This is a genomic window from Vibrio kasasachensis (assembly GCF_050337565.1).
Lineage (GTDB): Bacteria > Pseudomonadota > Gammaproteobacteria > Enterobacterales > Vibrionaceae > Vibrio > Vibrio kasasachensis.
The window spans coordinates 73468-94365 of the sequence record NZ_JAKJTB010000018.1; the positions used below are offsets into that span (position 1 = coordinate 73468).

At 43.6% G+C, this 20898-nt stretch carries 15 protein-coding genes; 11 read left to right on the forward strand and 4 right to left on the reverse strand.

Features of this window, described 5'->3' with window-relative positions:
* Positions 1-87: 87 nt before the first annotated feature.
* A complete protein-coding gene (locus L4C38_RS15275) occupies positions 88-4950 on the reverse strand; it encodes a beta strand repeat-containing protein (protein WP_428798421.1) in 4863 nt (1620 codons plus the stop codon).
* A 136-nt stretch (positions 4951-5086) separates the two neighbouring features.
* Positions 5087-6079, reverse strand: a complete 993-nt coding sequence (locus L4C38_RS15280; RefSeq protein WP_428798422.1) for a hypothetical protein — start codon at positions 6077-6079, stop codon at positions 5087-5089.
* A gap of 229 nt (positions 6080-6308) precedes the next feature.
* Between L4C38_RS15280 and L4C38_RS15285 the strand changes: the two genes are divergently transcribed.
* From L4C38_RS15285 to L4C38_RS15335, 11 genes are all read left to right on the forward strand, one after another.
* Positions 6309-7562 carry a PP2C family protein-serine/threonine phosphatase gene (locus L4C38_RS15285; RefSeq protein WP_428798423.1) on the forward strand — a complete coding sequence of 418 codons (1254 nt, stop codon included), beginning with the start codon at positions 6309-6311 and terminating at the stop codon, positions 7560-7562.
* Positions 7514-7846: an STAS domain-containing protein gene (locus tag L4C38_RS15290; RefSeq protein WP_428798424.1), complete on the forward strand. Its 333-nt coding sequence runs from the start codon at positions 7514-7516 to the stop codon at positions 7844-7846. Before L4C38_RS15285 ends, L4C38_RS15290 begins: the two co-directional genes overlap by 49 nt.
* A gap of 11 nt (positions 7847-7857) precedes the next feature.
* Positions 7858-8979: a nucleotidyltransferase family protein gene (locus L4C38_RS15295; RefSeq protein WP_428798425.1), complete on the forward strand. Its 1122-nt coding sequence runs from the start codon at positions 7858-7860 to the stop codon at positions 8977-8979.
* 35 nt (positions 8980-9014) lie between these two features.
* Positions 9015-9482 carry an ATP-binding protein gene (locus tag L4C38_RS15300; protein WP_428798426.1) on the forward strand — a complete coding sequence of 156 codons (468 nt, stop codon included), beginning with the start codon at positions 9015-9017 and terminating at the stop codon, positions 9480-9482.
* Positions 9483-9541: 59 nt separating this feature from the next.
* Positions 9542-11401: a glycosyltransferase family 2 protein gene (locus L4C38_RS15305; RefSeq protein WP_428798427.1), complete on the forward strand. Its 1860-nt coding sequence runs from the start codon at positions 9542-9544 to the stop codon at positions 11399-11401.
* A complete protein-coding gene (locus L4C38_RS15310) occupies positions 11391-12710 on the forward strand; it encodes a DUF3131 domain-containing protein (RefSeq protein WP_428798428.1) in 1320 nt (439 codons plus the stop codon). The genes L4C38_RS15305 and L4C38_RS15310 overlap by 11 nt, the downstream gene beginning before the upstream one ends.
* A gap of 23 nt (positions 12711-12733) precedes the next feature.
* Positions 12734-14134 (forward strand): DUF3131 domain-containing protein, encoded by a 1401-nt coding sequence (locus L4C38_RS15315; RefSeq protein ID WP_428798429.1) that lies wholly within the window; start codon positions 12734-12736, stop codon positions 14132-14134.
* A gap of 11 nt (positions 14135-14145) precedes the next feature.
* Positions 14146-15528: a DUF3131 domain-containing protein gene (locus L4C38_RS15320; RefSeq protein WP_428798430.1), complete on the forward strand. Its 1383-nt coding sequence runs from the start codon at positions 14146-14148 to the stop codon at positions 15526-15528.
* The gene (locus tag L4C38_RS15325) at positions 15525-16508 is read left to right on the forward strand and encodes a hypothetical protein (RefSeq protein WP_428798431.1); all 984 of its coding nucleotides are present in this window, start codon (positions 15525-15527) and stop codon (positions 16506-16508) included. Before L4C38_RS15320 ends, L4C38_RS15325 begins: the two co-directional genes overlap by 4 nt.
* Positions 16509-16652: 144 nt before the next feature.
* Complete coding sequence (locus tag L4C38_RS15330; RefSeq protein WP_428798432.1) at positions 16653-17390, forward strand: family 16 glycosylhydrolase; 738 nt, start codon at positions 16653-16655, stop codon at positions 17388-17390.
* Positions 17391-17547: 157 nt separating this feature from the next.
* Positions 17548-18828, forward strand: a complete 1281-nt coding sequence (locus L4C38_RS15335) for a glycosyltransferase family 2 protein (RefSeq protein WP_428798433.1) — start codon at positions 17548-17550, stop codon at positions 18826-18828.
* A gap of 73 nt (positions 18829-18901) precedes the next feature.
* On the opposite strand, the gene L4C38_RS15340 is transcribed toward L4C38_RS15335, so the two are convergent.
* Positions 18902-19081, reverse strand: coding sequence for a hypothetical protein (locus tag L4C38_RS15340; protein ID WP_428798434.1), 180 nt, complete (start codon positions 19079-19081; stop codon positions 18902-18904).
* Positions 19082-19140: 59 nt separating this feature from the next.
* Positions 19141-20754 carry a response regulator gene (locus L4C38_RS15345; protein WP_428798435.1) on the reverse strand — a complete coding sequence of 538 codons (1614 nt, stop codon included), beginning with the start codon at positions 20752-20754 and terminating at the stop codon, positions 19141-19143.
* Positions 20755-20898: the final 144 nt, after the last annotated feature.

Sequence of the window (20898 nt, forward strand, 5' to 3'; positions counted from 1 at the left end):
CATCTATATGGGCTTTCTGATTAACAACAGTCTGATTAACAACAGTCTGATTAACAACAGTCTGATTAACAATAGCTTGCTAGTAGATTAAACATCCGTTGTTTCAGGGAAGTTGATGTCATTACTATCTAAGTCACTCCACAACACCACTTCTTGCCCGGATTCGTTTTCGAATCTGTAACCGTACAAAGAACTAGTATCAATGTCGCTTGCTTGATAGATGTTTTGCAGCGAGTCGCTCATCTCTAAATTACTTTCTGTTAGCTGCCAGCCCCAACCGCTCAATTCGATGCTACTCGCACCCGTACAAACGAATTGCCCTGAGGTATCACCTGCGGTGTTGTTTGTTGCAATTTTGTCTAAGGCAAGCCCTAGTTCGGTATCACTAGAATTGATATGTACACCTTCGAGCTCCTGGAATGCACTGTGGCTCATATCAATCATGTTACTTTGGTTGTCGTTACCGACTAAAAGCACGTCGAAATCGGCGCCACCGCTGAAATGAACCATATTGCCTTCACCGCTTTCGAGTTCGCTAGAGTCGAATACCAGTGTGTCATTACCAGAGCCACCAAATAATTGGTCGACACCGGATCCTCCATCAAGTAGATCGTCCCCAGTTTGACCATATAGCTTATCATCGCCTGAATTACCGGCTAGGTGGTCGTTGCCAACGCCCCCGTCTAATGTATCAGCATTGTCATTGCCACTAAGGGTATCGTTGCCTTCGCCACCAGAGATGTAATCATCTCCACTACCACCAGTAAGTTTATCGTCGCCTTGCTCACCATAAACCATGTCATTACCTCCATTACCGGAAAGAGTATCGTTGCCATCTTCGCCGTAAAGTGTATCGGCTGAACCCCCACCAGCTAAGTTATCGTTGCCAGCGCCACCCCATAACGTGTCACTACCGGAATCACCGCGAAGGGTATCGTTACCTTCATTCCCATAAAGCGTATCATTACCAGAACCGCCAGATACATAATCGTTACCCAGCCCACCAGTTAGAGTATCATGGTCATTTTGCCCCCACATAGAGTCATCGCCATCGCCACCTTGTAAGGTGTCATCGCCGGAACCACCGTACAACTTGTCGTTGTCAGCCCCACCATAAAGGGTATCAGCACCGCCTCCAGCATTGAGTGTGTCTTGACCAGCATCACCGTGTAGTTCGTCTACGCCGCCTCCAGTGGTTACACTATCATCGCCATCACCACCTATAATCGTATTGGTCCCACTTGCGACGGTAATAGTGTCATTGCCCACGCCACCATCAATGCTATTGGTTCCACCTTCTGCGCTAATGGTGTCGTCACCGATTCCGCCATCGATTTGGTTGTAACCTGAGCCAGAGAGTTGAATAGTATCGCGACCGTCACCACCCGTGACGATATTGCTATCCCCGGAAACTTTGATGAGATCATCACCATCCCCTCCGTCAATTTGGTTAGAGCCCGCTCCAGTAGATTCAATGATGTCATCACCTATACCACCAGAGACAATGTTGTTTGCACCAGCAAGTTTGACCGTATCTTGACCCTCGCCACCTTGCACTGTGTTGCTATCGGATTCGTCTTCTAAGTAGTCATCACCTTTACCACCAATCAAGTGATCTGCGCCACTACCGCCAAGCAAGGTATCGTCGCCAGCGTCGCCCGATAAGGTGTTAGTACCTCCTTCGGCAACGAGTTTATCTTCACCATCACCACCAAAGAGTTCATCGTTTCCGGTGCCTGAATAGAGTTGGTCGTCGCCAAGATCCCCGTGTAAGGTATCATGGCCTTCACCACCGAAGAGTAAGTCATTAGCATCACCGCCGTAGACAGTGTCATTGCCTTCACCTGCATCAATTAAGTCTTCACCTTCGTTACCACTTAACACGTCGTTTCCAGTGCCGCCTGAAAGAGTGTCGTCGCCAAGACCACCACTTGCGGTGTCAGCGCCTGAGCCGCCGTATAAGGTATCGTTGCCTTCTCCTAGAGTGATGGTGTTATCGCCGGCTTCGCCATAAACGGTATCATTACCCATACCAGCATCAACGGTATCGGCACCGTCTCCGGCATAGAGAGTATCGTTACCGCCCGCACCTGTGATGGTATCGTCATCTTCACCACCATAGAGGGTATCTGAAACATCGCTACCTATTAGTGTATCGTCGCCTTCACCACCAAAGATATTGTGGCTACCCGTTTCTGCCGCATAGAGTGTGTCGTCACCTTGTTCACCATGAATGGTATCTTGACCATCATCTCGGATCGTATCATTGCCCGCACCGCCAGCAATAAAGTCGTAGCCTTCGCCACCAATTAGTTCATCGTTACCAGCGCCACCAAATAGGGCATCATCACCTGCGCCGCCTTGGACTACGTCAGCGCCGTCACCAGCATCAATGTGGTCATTACCATCACCAGCATCGATGATATCTGCACCGCTGCCTGAGAATATTTGGTCCGCACCTACGCCACTATTTATCGTGTCTGCATCTGTTCCGCCATAGATAAGGTCGTCACCTAAGCCAGTGTTAATAGAGTTAATGCCTGATTCACCATATACCGTATCGTTACCTTCGCCTGAATCGATAACATCGGTTCCTGAACCTGCAAAAATCGTGTCGTCACCTAAGCCAGAAGTAATGGTATCGTCCCCAGATCCTCCTGAAAGTAAATCGTCTTGATCGGCACTTATTAGCGTGTCATTGCCGTCTTCGCCGTAGATTTCACTGCGGCCTTCACCGCCATCGAGGGTATCGGAACCTTTACCGCCGACTAAGACGTCATCGCCTTCACCGCCGAGCAGTGTGTCATCACCAGCATCGCCGACTAAAGTATCATTACCTTGTTCGCCGATAATGTAATCATCGCCCTCACCACCAGATACGGTATCATGTCCGCTACCAGCAGTGATTTGGTCATCGCCATCATTACCTTCGATAATGTCGTCACCAGCATTTGCGGCAATGGTATCGTTGTCCGCACCACCGTATAGCTTGTCGTCCTCTTCAGAGCCCGTGAGGGTGTCCTGACCTGCGCCGCCATACAACTCACTGGCGTTTAACCCAGCGTTAATTTGGTCATTCCCGGCTTCGCCGAAGAGGTGGTTATTGCCTTGTTCACCGAATAATTGGTCATTACCAGCGCCAGCAAACACTTGGTCGTTACCTTCTCCTGCGTGGATGGCGTCTTCACCATCACCAGCGAAGGCTCGATCATTGCCAGACCCAAGAGAGATAGTGTCACTTCCGCTGCCTGAATAGACAGTGTCATGATCGGTACCAGATTCAATGGTGTTGTCGCCATCGCCAGCAAAAATCGTATCATCACCGGCTTGTGTGGTGATGTTGTCAGCGCCAGAACCTGTGTACATTAGGTCATCACCTTCCCCGGTGATGAGTGTGTTGTCGCCATCACCAGCATAGATTGTGTCGTGTCCTTCGCCTGATTGGATGATGTCATCGCCTGTGTCGGCATAAATGGTGTCGTCACCACTACCTGAATCAATGGTGTTGTGACCGGTCTCTCCATAGATCGTATCGCTACCATCACCAGTTGAAATGATATCATCGCCGCTACCGGCAAATATTTGATCATCGCCGGATCCGCTGTCGATAGTATCTGTGCCTTCATTCGCGTGGATAACGTCATCACCGTCGCCGCCATCAATAGAATCGTCGCCTTCACCGCCAAATAAAAGGTCGTTGCCAAGACCACCGCTTAAGGTGTCGTTACCTGCGTCACCATAAAGAACGTCTTGTCCGTCACCACCAGATAGCTTGTCATTACCTAGTTCACCCACCAAGACGTCATGTCCGTCCCCGCCAGTAATTTCGTCGTCACCATCACCACCGAGTAGTAAATCTTCACCTGCGTCGCCAGTTATGGTGTCATCACCTTCACCGCCAAGTACGAAGTCGTTGCCTTCTCCACCAGTGATGGTGTCGTCGCCTTCTTGCCCATGCAGTTCGTCGTTACCGGCACTTCCGTCTAAACTGTCGGCATCTTTACCGCCAAACAGTTTGTCATTACCTTCGCCACCGATGAGGGTATCCTCGCCATCATCGCCAATTAAGGTATCGTGACCGAGCCCACCTTCAAGAATGTCATTCCCCAACTCCCCCATAAGAAGATCATCACCGTCACCACCATAAATGGTATCGTCTCCATCAGAGCCGAGTAGGGTATCTTGCCCTGAATCACCATGAAGTACATCATCGCCTGAACCGCCGACCAATACATCATCGCCGTCGCCGCCATAAAGTAAATCGTCATTTATATCGCCATCAAGGAAGTCGTTACCTTCACCGCCATAAATAGTGTCGTCACCTTGCTGGCCCTTAAGAATGTCGTCGCCAGCACCACCATCAATAGTGTCGTTGTAGATGTTTCTGACTTGCACATCCATATCGTTGATGTGAGTTATTGGATTATTTTGCTCATCAAGGAAAGTGAGAATGACACTGCCATCGTCAGGAAGGTTGCTTTCGGCAAGATTGATATCAACATTAATGGTGCCATTTTCAGACACTGTCACTAATTCTGTCGCGATTACATTACCTTGCTCGTCAGTGATCTCAATCGTCACATCAGAGTTGTTGGTGAAACCACTCGCGCTGGTTGATGTTTGCACAGCTTGATTGACAGCAAACCCGTCGAGTTTTAGTGCATGGCTGGACTTTTCGCCTTCCTCAGCATCATACTCGTAGACAGTAGCCGCCGTACCCCATGAGTCATCATTTGTGCTTTGAGTGGGTTCTTCTTCACTTAGTTCATATTCAATATCACCGAAAATGGTATCAGCACCATCACCCGCTAAGATGGTGTCGCTACCTTCACCAGCGGCGACAAAATCGTCACCAGCCAATGTCGATATTTCATCATTACCAGAACGACTATTAACCATATCGTCTTCAGCGGTGCCAATGATTACATCGTCGTGTTTGGTACCTTCCATAAGCCTTCTCCTAGCCAATTGACATGAAACTTGAACCAAGCAAATGTGATACCAAGTTCATATTTTCTTATATAGAAAAGATTAGACGTCGACGAGAGAATTGCCACGAAAGTTTATTTTCTTAATGAAATCAATATTAAAAAGCGAAGCTATAGGCGAGTGTTATTGAGCCATCTTTGAATCTTCCGGTATCTTCACCGCGTTCTGAAGAGCGCCATCGATTCCCAGAATAATTGTTATATTGCAAAGTAATGGTGCCCGGTCGCCAATCAAAATACCCAAAACCGTAGGTATAATCAGGGTTCCAAGGCTGCTGCTGCGTTTTGTCAAAATAGTAAAACGCGGTCGCGTTGACGTACCAGTTACCATAAATCGAGTATTTACAGCCTAGACTAAGTGTTTGGTGAGCGTCTTTATATGAAATCGACGCTAGGTCGAAGTATTCGGGCGTATAGTTGAAGTCGAGCTGGCAACCGATTGCGCCATCAGGCGTAAAGGTTATCCAATCCTTAAATGGTGAAGTTATTGGGAACTTCCAGCCGAGCGACCACGTTCCTTGTTTGAAGTTGGTCGTTTTCTCTTCGCCACTGGGATTAAAACGATTACCGCCATAGTTTGAATAGACAAGGCTAAGTGTGTACGGACGCCAGTCGCTGTAACCAAATACATAGGTGTAATCGGGATTCCATGCTTGTTGCTGTTCTTGGTCCCAATAATAGTAAACCGTTCCCGACATAAACCATGCTCCCGCAATGGAATACTTCAGAGAGAGTGTCGAGGTCTTGTTTGTGTTAGTTGGTCCATTTGTCGCCCCTGCAGGTAGATTTGCAGACTCGGTTTCCGCGAGTGGATGATGATAGCCAATGTTACCACTTAGACCGTCAAGAAAAGTTCGGTTTTGCCATTGTTTTACCGGGAACTCAAAAGAGGAGCTTACACCATTCCAAATTTCATCTATTTCATCAGGACCTTCGGCTTTCTTAGGCTTAGCACTTGATTGCGTTAATACGTGTTGCGATGGCTTTACGGCATAAGGGCTAGTGTTCGCATGGTATTGATCTGCGAATGAGGTATTGGTGCTTGCGACGTACGCAATAATAATCCACTGCCACGTATTCCAATGAGTCAATATACCGTACCTTGAGCTGTTAATGGTAATAAAGTGAATGGTGATCAATCAGATAAGGTGTAGAAAAATATATCAAATTATTTGCATTGCCACTAATTGAGTCTAACCTAAAGTTATATGGCTTGCTAAATAAAGACGCAAATGGTGACAGGCTTAACCATTTGTTATTTAGATTGAAAATTAAATTTAGATAAGAAATATAACAAAACAAATAATTATAAGGCTAGGAATGAAAGAAATTCTGCTGGTGGATGACAGCCGAACCATTCTGATTTATATGAGTTCAGTGCTGAAAGCTCGAGGGTTTAACGTTTTCACTGCGATAAGCGGTGAAGAAGCATTGAGAGTGCTTGCTGAACAAGATGGTATTCAATTTGTATTGTCGGATTGGTTAATGCCAGGCATGAGCGGAATTGAGCTTTGCCAAACCCTAAAGTGCCGTAATTTTGGGCGCTATATCTTCTTTGTTCTCCTTTCTTCAAAAAATGATCAAGAATCGATAGTCGTTGGTATTGATGCTGGTGCTGACGATTTTGTCGACAAAAAAACCTCAGTTGAGGAGCTTGAAGCTCGTATACATGCGGGTTTTAGAACGCTGGCACTCCACAACGATGTAGTCGAAAAAAATAATGAGCTAGATCGAGCGTATGGAACCATTAAGCGAGATCTAGAATCTGCGGGCGAGTTAATTAAACAAATTCTACCAAAACAAAAACATTTCCCTTGTTTAGAGCTCAGTTATATATCGATCCCAAGCGCACAGATAGGCGGCGATATGTTGGGTTACATGCAGCTAGACCCTGAAAATGTCGCGTTTTACCTGTTTGATGTAGCGGGGCATGGCGTGTCATCTGCCTTAATGTCGTTTTCTGTACAACAAAGCTTATCGGTTGTCAGTGGTGATTCTTCAATTGTCATGCGCTCAATCGACAATGAAAAAGAGATAGTCTCGCCTGAACACGTCGTTGAAAAACTTAATCAAATTTATATGAGCGGTGAAAGCAGTGTTTTGTACTTCACCATGATTTATGCCGTTCTAAATACCAAAAGTGGTTTGCTGTCTTACTGCTGCGCAGGTCATCCGCCTCTCGTTTGGTTTAGAGAAAGACAAGGTACCGCCGAACTGGTTGGGCATGACAATTTTGTTGTTGGCGCATTTGATGATGTGGATTATCAGTCTTCCACTATTCAACTCGAGCCGGGTGACAAAGTTTGGTTTTACTCCGATGGCATCACTGAAGCAGATGATGGGGTTAACCAGTTCTCAGAAAATGGCTTGTGTACCACGATAGAAAACCTTAACGAACACCCAACTCAGCAACAAAGTGCTCTAGTTGTTAAATCAGTACAGAATTGGCGTCAGTCAGATAATTTTGATGATGATGTCAGTTTGTTAGTCGCTGAATGGAAAGGATTTATTGAAGGAGAGAACCAATGCGATATGAGATTAGTGAAAAAGGAAACAGTACAATTCTTCAAATAAATGAAGAACGTTTTGATGCCAAACTTGCACCAGAGTTTCGAGCTCAAATTGAAAATCTAATGAGTGAAATCTCACCTCATCTGGTATTGGATATTGCTTCAGTGAAATTTATGGATAGCAGTGGTCTTGGGGCGGTAATGGGGGTGTACAAGTTATTACGAGAGAAAAAAATCAGTGTCGCTAACCCACAAAAATCAGTACAAGATTTATTCAAGCTAACCCGAATGGATCGTCTAATTAAAACCTACGATAGTGTCGATTCAGCGCTAAAAACGACGGCGTAAGGGAGAAGGTAATGAAAGGAATGATTTTAGCTGCAGGTAAAGGGACTCGAGTTCGTCCGATTACGCAGTCAATCCCGAAACCTATGATTCCTATTCTAGGTAAACCAGTTATGGAGTCAATGATTGAGCTATTCGCGCAGCATAACGTTAGCAAAATCATGATCAACACCAGTCATTTAGCTGAAGTTATTGAAGGCTACTTTGGCGATGGTCATCATTTTGGTGTGCAGCTGTCTTATTCCTATGAAGGGGAGTTAGTGAATGGCGAATACGTTAATAAAGCGCTTGGCTCTGCTGGAGGAATGAAAAAAATCCAAGAATTTTCGGGTTTTTTTGATGAAACATTTGTTGTGGTGTGTGGCGATGCGTGGATAGATCTTGATCTAACTGATGCTGTTCGCCAGCATAAAAAACTGGGCGGTATTGCCACTATCATTACTAAGAATGTTATCGCGGATGAGGTAGAAAAATATGGTGTGGTTGTTACCGATGCTCGCGGAAAGGTAACCAGCTTTCAAGAAAAACCGTCGAAAGAAGAAGCGTTATCTACGCAAATTAATACCGGTATCTATATTTTTGAACCAGCGATTTTTGATTATATCCCCAAAGATCATGAGTTCGATATTGGTAGCGAACTTTTCCCACTTCTTGTTGAAAAACATGTGCCATTTTATGCCGTTGATTTGAGGTTCCAGTGGCTTGATGTCGGCAATATTCACGATATTTGGGGCGTTACTAAAGACATTCTCGATGGAAAAGTTCCCGGCTACCGTATTCCCGGTACGCAGGTTAAAGCGGGTATTTGGCTGGGAATTAATACAGTCGTGGATTTAGATAAATGTAATATCCAACCACCTGTTGTAATAGGTAGCGGTTGCCAGATTGATGATAGTGCGACCATAGTCGGTCCTGCATTGATCGGCGCTAACTGCATACTGGATAAAGGTTGTCATGTTCAGGAATCGCTTATTTTTGACAACATCAATATTAATGACGGCACATTCGTCGATCAGCAAACAATCTTTGGCGATTACTGTATCGGTCATGATGGTAAACCATGTGGCGACTTACGGTGGAAGCATATGCGTTCTAGCCCTAGAGGAAGAGTTTCAGATGCGCTCAAATCGATCTAATTGTCGATTGATCTAATTACATAAGGGAGATAAGGATGACCAATGGCCATACGAGGCGTTTTGTCAGTACTTACTCTAGTTCTTTAGATGCTTCACGCGAGGCATGTAAGGAACTTAACGACTTTTGGCTGACGGTGGAGATAGACCCATCGTTATCTTCGCAAGTCGAGTTGTGTGTTGTTGAAATGGTAAATAACGCCTTTATTCATGCATACCAAGAGGAAGAAGGCTTACCAATCGATTTGCTTTGCGAGGTTTGTTCAACCCATCCCAAAAAGTTGATGTTAAATATCTCTGACTATGGAAGCTGCATGTCGCAGCAAGAGTTGGACAAGAAGTTAAACAACAGCTTTATTGAAGCGGATCCTGACGATGAGGAAACATGGACCACTTCGGGAAGGGGATTCATTATCGTATCAAGCTTGATGGATTCGATTGCACTAATAAACGATGGCGACAAAAACACGTTTGTAATGGTGAAAGAGTTGCTCATCAACCCCTAACGTGAATATCACAAAAACAGATTGGCTAGAGAAAAATAATTACAATAGGGAGAACAAGGATGGATCACTATTTTAAGCGTTTCGAACATCGTGTCCCGCCAGAGCCTGTACCTCATAGCATTCCTCGCGAGTTGCTATATCAATATTTGGCAACCTGTAATTTGACGTTAGGCATTTGGTATTTATGGTGGCGTTGGACATTCGCATTGAATTATGAAGCTCTGTGGTTTTCTCTTCCTCTCGCCTTTGCTGAATCTTGTGCATTTATCGGTTCCATCTTATTTACCTATAATCTGTGGAAAGTAAAAGATGAGCCTGTCCGCGAACCTCCTTTTAAGTTGGCGGAGTGTTTACGAGAAACCGATGAAGATCGTCCCATCAGTGTTGATGTCTTTTTCCCTAGTTATGATGAAGAGACAGAGCTAGTAAAGCTCAGTATTCTTGATGCTAAAAATATTCGCTATCCACACGCTATCGATATAAACATCTACATTCTTGATGATGGCAATCGCCCAGAAATGAAAGCCATGGCTGAAGAGATGGGCATAGGCTACATCACCCGCGATGGTAATATTGGCTTTAAAGCGGGTAATTTACGCAACGCGATGGAACAAACTTATGGCGATTTTGTCGTTATCTGTGATGCAGATACTCGCCCTTTCCCGACGATTCTAGAAAACACGCTAGGTTATTTTCGCGATCCAACGGTTGCTTGGGTGCAAACACCGCAATGGTTTTTCGACTTACCAGAAGGCGAGCGCCTGCCGAAATTTTTGCAACGAAAATTTGGCAAATGGATGGCGTCAATTGGGGCAGGTTTTGAAAAGATTTATGGTCCGGTGACGCTTGGAGAGGATCCTTTCGTTAATGATCCGCAAATGTTCTATGACGTTATCCAACGCCGTAGGAATTGGGTTAACGCTTCATTTTGTTGTGGAGCTGGCTCCATTCATCGTCGAGAAGCGGTAATGGAGGCAGCGTTAAGAGCCTATGCGGAGCAGATTACTAAAGAGCAGGATGAAGTCGAATATCAGATACGTCGCTTAACTAAAGAGAAACAAGTAGATAAAGACATTTCAGATAATCTACGTGATGAAATTTTATTTGATACTGAGTTTACCCCTTATAAATTCCACGTCTCGGAAGATCTGTATACATCGATTGTGCTCCATTCTGATAGTGAGAGAAATTGGCGCTCAGTTCAGCATCCTAGAGTGGAAAGCAAAATGTTATCCCCACAAGACTTACAAACTTGGACGGTGCAGCGTTTCAAATATTCAGGTGGCGCAATCGACATCTTCATGAATGACAACCCTATATTGAGAAAAGGGTTGAATTTAAAACAAAAGCTCATGTACGGCGCGAGTTTTTGGTCAAATTTATCCGCGATTTGGAATATTATTTTCTTGGCGTGCCCGATAGTGTATTTCCTTACGTCTATCGCTCCGGTGAGTGCCTATGACGTGACTTTCTATATGCACTTCTTGCCTTTTGTTTTGACTGCTGAACTTGCCATGATGATAGGGACATGGGGAGTGGCAGGCTATAAAGGAAAAACCAATTTCTTGTCCTTTTTCCCTGTGAATCTTCGAGCTTTGTGGACTGTGTTGCGTGGTCGGAAAATAAGTTTCCCTACTACACCTAAAGAGCGTCAAACGGGCACTTTCTTCAAGCTGGTTATTCCGCAAGCCATCGTTTTCTTTGTTAGTTTGTTTGCGTTGATGTATGCATGGGTTGGTCATCAAACAGGCATGTGGGGCAACTACTCTTTCGGTGGTTTAGTACTTAATACATTTTGGATTATCAATAATATGATGGCGATGTGGGGGATGATGGCTGCAGCCTTCTGGGCCCCACCTTCAACTGATGAAGGTCAAGAAGAGATATCGGATGCGGAGGAGTTTAAATATGGAGTTTAAGAAAGCATTGGTAAATGCACGTCATCACGTGGTTTTCATTTTAGGTTTAGTCACTGCTTTGGCGATCGCCTTTAGTATTGAAACTCGTGAGAATGGGCAGGTATTAGGTAATATAACCTTTGATGCCCCAGAGTCGATTCCGCTAAAAGAGAGCCGTGTTTTAACCGCACAAGAGTATGAATGGGCGAGTGTAGCATGGCAATATTTTGAAAATAACTACCAAGAAAATACTGGTTTAGTCAATTCAGTTGATGGTTATCCTTCAACGACTATGTGGGATACGGCTTCTTATCTAATGGGATTGATCGCTGCTGAAAAACTCAATGTAATAACTAAAGATGTTTTCGATATTCGCATGGAAAAAGCGTTAATCACATTGGCTAGATTACCCTTGGTGAACGGTCAGTTGCCGAACAAAGCCTACAATACGCAAACCTTGCAAATGGTGGATTATGAAAATAACCCTAAAGAGAATGGTATTGGTTGGTCAGCGATTGATATCGGAAGAATTTTGGTGCCAATGAACATTCTGATTTGGCAATATCCCCATTTTAATAAACAGGTTAACAATGTGCTGAGTCATTGGAGTGTCAGTGACATGTTGATTGACGGCTATATGTTCGGTGCTCGCCCAACCCCAAATGATAAGCAGATGGAATTGGTGCAAGAAGGGCGTATTGGATATGAAGAGTACGCTTCAAAGTCCCTTGCTCTAATGGGGCGAGATGTGTTCAATTCAATGAAATACATTGATTTTTTACAGATGGTGGATGTGTACGGCATTGAAATTCCGACAGATAAGCGTGATCCGGCTCAGTTCCATGCTCACAACTATGTGGTGAGCGAATCTTATATTTTGGACGGTATTGAGTTTGGAGCTGACAGCGTGTCTAAAATTTTCGCTCATCGAGTTTACGAAGCGCAACAGCGACGCTATGAAGAAACAGGCATTGTCACGGCAGTGAGCGAAGACAATGTCGATGAAGCACCTTATTTTGTTTATAACACGGTATTTTCTAACGGTAAAAATTGGAACGCTATTTCAGATGATGGCAAAGATCAATCACATTTGAAAACGCTTTCCACAAAAGCCGCGTTTGGTTGGTATGCATTATACGATTCAGACTACACCGAATTGTTGATTGAGGAAGCTGGGCAACTTTACTCCAGCAATAAAGGTTGGTATTCGGGGCGCTATGAGGTAGATGGTCGAACTAACAAAGCAATTACAGCCAATACCAACGGGATTATTTTGGAGTCATTAGCTTATATCGAAAATGGGCCGTTATTAACGATAGGTGAAAAATAATAACAATAAGTAAGGAAGGTTGTATGCGCGGCATTTGTTTAGGCTTAATCACGGTTGCTCTGATTGGTTGTGGTAATAAGTACAACCATTTTTCAGATGACATTATAGATAGAAAATCCCACTGGGACATTCCCCAGCCTCGTTCGGGAGAGTTAACTGAGAAAGAAATGGACATGGCTCGAATAGCATGGACTTACTTCGAAAATAACTACCAAGAATCGACAGGTTTGGTAAATGCGGTAAATGATTACCCATCGGTAACATGGTGGGATGCCTCCTCTTATCTCGCGGGTATGGTCAGTGCGTATGAATTGGGAATTATTGAAAAAGAAGAGATGGACTCTCGCTTAACTCGCTTTCTTGCGACTTTGAATAAGCTAGATCTTTTTCGAGGAGAGTTGCCGAATAAGGCATATAACACGCAGAATGCGGCGAAAGTAGATTACGCCAATCAGCCGGGAGAAATCGGTTATTCAGCGCTTGATTTGGGGCGCCTGCTGATTTGGTTTCACATCGTCAAAAATCGCTACCCTGAGTTTGCGACAAGTATTGATTCGGTGGTTCTTCGTTGGAATTTCTGTAACGTAGTGGATGAGAATGGCACCATGTTTGGTGCACTTCTAGAACCGGGTAAAGAGGTGCAATACCTACAAGAAGGTCGATTGGGCTATGAGGAATATGCCGCGAAAGGCTTTGAATTGTGGGGCTTTGACGTAACGCAGGCTATTATGCCTGAACCTTATTCTACGATTAACCTATTTGGTTATGATGTGCCTTATGACACCCGTGACCCACGTAAGCTTAAAGCACATAGTTACGTTGTAACGGAGAGCTATGTGTTGGATGGCATTGAATTGGGTTGGGATGTGGTTGCAGACAGATCGGCGCATGATGATTTTTACACCCATGATTGGGTAGCGGAATTTGCACTACAGATTTATCGCGTTCAGGAAGAACGTTATAAACAAACGGGTATCATCACCGCAAGAACTGAGCACCAATTAGCCGGCGCTCCATATTTTGTTTATGACACTATCTACACCGATGGTTTTGCATGGAACACGATTTCAGAAGTTGGTGACTTTCTGCCTCAATATTCCGCGGTCGCGGTAAAAGGTGCGATGGGCATGTGGGTGTTGTGGGATACCGATTACACAGATTTGTTGTTTGATCATGTCTCCACCGCATATGATAGAGAAAAAGGGTTTTATGAAGGTATATTTGAAAATGGTACCGGTTTAATTAACACATTTACCTCGAACAACAATGGTATCACCCTCGAAATATTGCTTTATAAGAAACAAGGTAAGCTACTGACTTATAAGGAAGATTCGGTCCCTAGCCTGTGGGAGAAAGCGCTAGAATCGCCATTTGGATACGAAGGGCAATGCTTACCACGTAAGAAGATTGAACCCGTAGAATAGAGAGGCGCGATATGCTAAAGAGTGTAGCGGTTTTAGCGTGCCTTTATTTGTTAGCAGCTTGTGGTGTTTTATACCAAGGCGTGAATAATGGTATTGATGCGATAAGCCAATCGCAGGTATTACGGCAAGGTCGCTATGGTCAATTGACAGAGCAAGAACTGGCTTGGGCGACAACGGCTTGGAAGTACGTCAGCAATAATACTCAGATCTCTACAGGTTTAGTCAACAACCTTGATAATTATCCAACCACTAACATGTCAGGCATTGCTGACTATCTTGTGGCGTTACTTGCAGCGAAAGAATTCGAATTTATCTCCAACAAGGAGTATGACGAGCGCTTATCCCTAGTACTTAGCTTCCTTAATAAAATGCCGCTTAGTCAAGGGCAAGCCCCCAACAAAGTTTATAGCACTCAGCATGGTCAAATGGTCAACTATGGTAATCAACCACAAGATATCGGTTGGTCTTCATTAGATATGGGGCGGCTATTAATTGTATTGGCGATAGTAAAGCGCCATTCTCCTGAGTTTTCAGAGTATATCGATAAGGCAGTATTACGCTGGAATTTCTGTGAACTGGTGAGTGAAGATGGTGAGCTTTATGGTGCCGCAGTCAGTGATGGACAAGTTCATCGTTACAAAGAAGGGCGCTTGGGTGTTGAAGAATATACATCTTATGGTTATTTGGATTGGCACATATTACCTGAAAAAGCATTTAATATAGAGCCGTATGATGTGGCAACTATCTATGGCATCGACTTAATATTTGATGGGCGAGACCCGCGAATTTTCAATGTGTTAAGACCGGTCTATAGCACCCCTTATCTGTGGATGGGACTTGAATTTAATTGGGATGATATTGGTGATGATAGCTCAAATGATGCCAACCACAGCAACGGGACCCTTTCCGCGATGGCAGATGCTATCTATCAGATCCAAGAACTGCGGTGGGAAAATGAGCGAATATATACCGCTAGAGGCGAGCATGTGGTCTCAGGTGAGCCCTTTTTTGTTTATGACGCGATATATGGATTGGGCACACCATGGATAACACTCGCTGAAGATGGCTCCTCTCATGATCACTTAGCTCTGGTTTCAACTCGTGTTGCCTTTCAAATGTGGGCGCTATGGAAAACTGATTATACCGATCGCTTAATGACCTTAGTAAAGGAGCTGTATGATCCTCAGAGGGGATGGTATGAAGGGCGTTTTGAAATGACCAGTGCGTACGAAAAAAGCATCAGCCTAAAAACCAATGCAGGGGTGTTAGAGGCTCTACTTTACAAGCAAGGCGGAAAACTATATCAAAACACAGAAGAAAAAGAGTATCGAGACGTGAAATTTAATTCACGTTTTAGCCACCCAGGCAACTGTTTAGTGGAGACTTTTCGATGAAAAAAAGCCTGTTGGTTGTTCTTGTCCTCATTTTGTTTTCAACAATAACCTTTGCCCAAAGCGCACTGGAAAAACCAGCCATCGATATATTAGTTGCCCCAACTTTAATCTTAGGGCAAGGACGTTATGCGCAAGCGGCTGACAGCTTTCATAGTCAAAGCAACTATGCGTTAACACTTGAGAGAAAACTGGGTAGCAAAGCGATGTGGCAAGCTGCGGGGCTAGCAGACGGGCTTGCTGCGATTGCAGCAGAAAAAGACAAAGACCCAATCGCCTATGAGTATTGGGCAAATAGCGTACGCTATTTTTTGATGTCGGGCAGTAGCTGGGAAGAATTACAGTCGAAACTTCATCTAGAATTTGAGCAATCAAGTAGTCGCTTGCAAGTTAATATGTCTCCGGGAGATTCGGGCGTGTCAGTTGGTAATGCTTGGCTTGAATTATTTTCGCTGGTGGAAGTATGGCAAGAGAAGTTGGGTTACTTTACCTATCGCTCTCCCTCATCCGAACTCGCGGATCAGGTTTTGCAATCACAACGTAACGATCGCCGAAATGTGACTTCAAATGGCTCGCAGTTGCGGCAGTATTCTCCTAACAGTAAATTGAAAATTAATGCTGGATTTCAATCTAAGCAAACATTTAGACCAGAGGCTGAGGACAAAGGAAAACAAAGTTTTCTAATACAGAGAGCAGCGACATCAATATCAACAAATATTCCACAAGCAGCATTGGTAAAACAGCCTGAACAAGCTAAGGGGGTTCCTGAGCCTATTGTTGTTACTACACCAATAGTTATTGGTCGAGAAATCATAGAACAAGATGCTAAAAGTTCTCAAAGTCCCACCTTTGAAGCCGAAGAAAAAAAATCTAACGATGCTCTTGATGAGACCGGTAAATTTCGAGCAAATCTTGGTGCAGAAAGTGGTAAAGGTATCACTGCTACACAAAGAAGAAGTTTTTCCCCTGAGACTAGTGATTAGGTGATTAAGTCGTTTAGCTGCGTGCAAAGTGTATAAATTGCATTACGCTTAAACTATCCATATTAAATAGATTGCCGATTAAAGACTATGCTTAGACATCTCCCTCTATGTGCAGTGTGTATAGCTTGCGCTAATTTTTTCCCTGTGATTTCAAATAGTCATGCAGAGGCATTCAATGATGCGTTGAATCATTATGATGCCAGTCGCTGGCAGTTAGCCGACGGTTGGGAAAATGGTTATCCGTTTGCTAATCGTTGGGAATCAAAAGCGATCAGTTTTAGTCGAAAAGGCATGAGTATTGAATTGGCTCCAGATCGAGTGTTGGATGAACAAGGGAAACGAACTTTTTTTTCGGGTGAGTTGCGCAGCCATGATTTTTATGCGTTTGGTTGTTACGAAATAGATATGAAGCCAATCAAAGCTCCAGGAGTCGTGACATCATTTTTTCTATTTGCTGGTCCATATGACAAACCTGACAATGGTAGTGGTCTACATAATGAAATCGATATCGAATTTTTAGGTTATAACACCAACATGGTTCAACTGAATTTTTGGACGGACGATGATGATTATGGCAATAGTCATGAAACGTTAATCTTCCTCGGGTTTGATGCTTCAAAGCGCTTTCACCGATATGGCATTTATTGGGGAAAGGATTCTCTTGAATGGTTTATTGACGGCAAGTCAGTATTGAAAGTACACAATAGTCGATATGATCCTATCCCTAATGCGGACCATTCCAATATGCGCATTATGGTCAATGTGTGGGCAGCCGATCATGGTGTGTCGAATTGGGTTGGGCAATTCGATACCGATAAACGAACTCGCTACAAAGCAGAGTATAGGAATTTCTCATTTACCCCTGATATACGCTGTAAATGAATAATTCACATCAGCCACTCTACGCTGACATTAATCGATACATTACCCATGATTAGTCCGTTTCAAATCAGTCACCTTACTTACTTGTATTCAACGATTTGCATACTAGACTTGGATAAGAACGAGAATTATAACTACGTCAGTCTGGGGTATCAGTATGGATCCATCTATTTCGCTAGCAATTCATTTACTTAACAATTCAAGTGTAGACTTCGAACTCACTAACAACGATCACCAAACAAGATTACTGGAATTAGCAGATAAACTGCTTGCATTAGAAAGCGTATCAAATGAGCAGATTAAATACGTTATTGCTCAACACAACGCGCCATTAGAATTCAAATTAGCCGCTAAATTGGTTGAATCCCGAAGACATATTTTAGCAATAACTCAGCCTATTGAGGTTGGAGTCGTATTTGCTATGTGGGGTGAGCATAACCGATTACAAGAAAAAAGCGCGGGAAATCCCAATGGCGAAGACTCGTTGAGAACCAAAATTCGTCAATTGAACTGGGTAACAAAAGATTCGCAAGTTGATTGGCAGCTTTATTGCGTCGATGATGGCTGCCCCCATGATAGTGCGCATATTGCCAAACGGATTGCCAATCAACAGCCTAGAGAAATAAGTGATAGAGTACATGTGTTACAACTATCAACGGTGATACCAGCAAAATTTGGCCCGCTAAAAAACCTTAATAGTGTTGATGACTCGCGTAAAGGTGGCTCGATCATCCTTGGCTGTGAATGTGCACTCGCGTCAGGTGTGGATGCGGTCGTTTATACTGATGCAGACAATTCGGTGCATTTGGGTCAATTAGGTTTGTTATTAGCGCCATTTGTAGAGCAAGGAAAGCAAGTGGTACTAGGCAACCGCAAACACCCAGATTCTATTTTGGTCAAACAGGAAGAGCGTTGGGGAGTTGGGATCAAAACATTGCGTCATATGCAGCGTATGATAGGGGCACAGATCTTCGAACAGGGTATTAAAGATACACAAGCTGCCTTTAAGCTATATAGCAGACCTGTACTAGAAGAAATTCTCAAAAAACCTACTGTCTATGATTTTTCTTTTGACACTGATTGGATCTTTGCTGCTATGGAAATGAATCAATCTATTGCCACAACACCTTTTGCTTTTATTGATTCTGCCGCAGAATCGGCTTCAGTTGTTCAAGGACCGATGACGACTTGGTATGTGCTGTTGGATGGTCTAGTTAAATCGGCTCAAGCGCGTAAAGCGAAGTATAGTAAGGAGATGGCAGATGTGTTTGTTAAAGAAATTGATTCACATAAAGATCTCGAATTGATCATTGATGTTTTACCGCCAGAGTTGGCTGCTGTTTCAGATAAAGAGCTAGGAAACCCTAATGTAATGTCTCCTCAAGCCGTGCGTCACTGGATAATAAGTGCCAAAGCATTACGAGCGCAACAAGCATAGTTGCATAATAGTTGTATATTGAAATCGCCTGAATGAATTCAGGCGATTTGTCGTTTGATAATAGCCAAATGATTCATTTCCGTGTGCCTCGATTTGCCATGGAATAAATTAAATCGAGTTCTTCTTGGGTGATTACAGGTACTGTCTTCTCTGTGTTCATGCTTTCATTTAGATAGGCGATCAATTGCGTTCTTTCATCGTTTGATAGTGAACCTATCAGTTTGTAGATGTCTTTTTTCTCATTACTGCTCATACACTCTCCCCCGACAGTGTTAGCCATTACTCGACGTAGCAATAAGCTGATTTTGGTCCTTAAGCGCCTTTTTGCCCCTTTGCTGCAAGTGAAAAAGCAATCGGTGGTGCCATAGAGAAACCGTGTTGTTTACCCGTTACGAGCCAATTGTGCCAATTAGGCGGTAGATTCAAAACCGTGAGTTCAGCCACCATTTTGTGTAATTTGTCGTTCTCATTAATGTTCAGTTTCTGACTGTAGCAGTGCAAAAAATGAATTTTCGCCTCACTAGAGTGGGGGTAATGTACAAGGAATAAGTGACTCTGCTCTTCATTTAAGGGCATTTGGAAATGTGAATGTGGTTGATGGCTAGATGAAAGCTTGCCTGACACTAAGCTGGGCAAGTTATTGACACCTCGAGATTCTATAACACTGCTAATTGTGGAATGAATTTGTCGTTCGCCGAAAAACTCTAAAGCAGGTAGGTACTCAATAAGTAAAATCGCTGGGCATTCAAATAGCTCATCGTAAAAGCATGAAAGAGATTTTAATAACTTTTGATGAGCTAGCATTTCATTATTTTCGTGAATCAATATATGACATTGAGACAGTTGCACAATAGCTTGTAAATGGAGTAATCGTTTTGGCGTCAGCTTACGACTAGCGAAACGGGAAAACTTATTAGCATGCCTCATTAGATCCGTTTTCGCTGCTGTGCTTTCTGTCAGAGTGTAAATGGCTTGTAATGACTGGAAGTGAACAATGACAGTTTTTAGCCAGTTTATATCGGCCAGTGAGATATGTTGAGAGTAGATATGCCCAACTCTAAGCAATGAAGCTCGCTTATTTGCAAGCATGTTTAGTTTACTGGCTTTCGCAGCTCGTTCACCGATACTGGGTGTTAATTCAAATGCTTTTGTTGCCCACAATGCTGCGTTTTCGATTTGCTGATTTTCAGCATAGATATCAGCAATTAAATCCATAACACGAATTGAAAGCGGGTTTTCCGTTAGAAAACTATGTAATTCTTCCAGCGCCTGTTTTGTATTGTTATTTCTATGCAGCAACCCGGCTATCGCACACATTTTGGAAGCATGGCATGGAGTGGAAGATATCGTGATGTAGATATCGAGAAATTGCCATTGATTGTTTGATATTAAGTGATCGAGTAGATAAGCCTCAAGGCTAATGCTAAAACCAGAGCGGTTAATCAGTTCAAACATGGTTGCGGCTGAAAGCTTATGCCCAGACTGAAGTGCTTCGGTAATTTGTGCGAGTTTTTGTTTTTCTCTATGGATGGTATAGAGTTTTTCCGCGAGGGAGCTATTACTGAGAGGTTTGGTAATAAAGTGTCGGACTTTACCGGAAAGGGCTGTTAATACCGTTTCTTGTCGGGCGTCACCTGAAATGATGAGTACGCCAGTCGCATTACTGATCAATCGGTTCCGATACAGTAGCATCGCAAGTTCAAAACCGGTTAAATGCTGCTCTAAGTGGTAATCCAAAATTAATACATCAAATTGATGTGTTTCCATCGCTTTAATTGCGCTTTGGTATCGTTCGACAGCCACAATATTGTCATGCAATACACCTAAGCTTACTAGCTGTTGCTTTATCAATACCAATGCAGTGCTTGAATCATCTACGATTAGCACACGCATGGTTTTCAAAAAGCTAGTATTAATCTTTCGCACCCTCGCCTCCAAAGATGAGTAAATCGTTATGATTCATGCTCATAAAGTAGAGCTTAGACCACTAGTTTCATAATAACCACAAAGCAGGCGAATTCAACGAGTTTACAGATGAAAATAGAGGTTTATATCTTACTTATTGGGGTC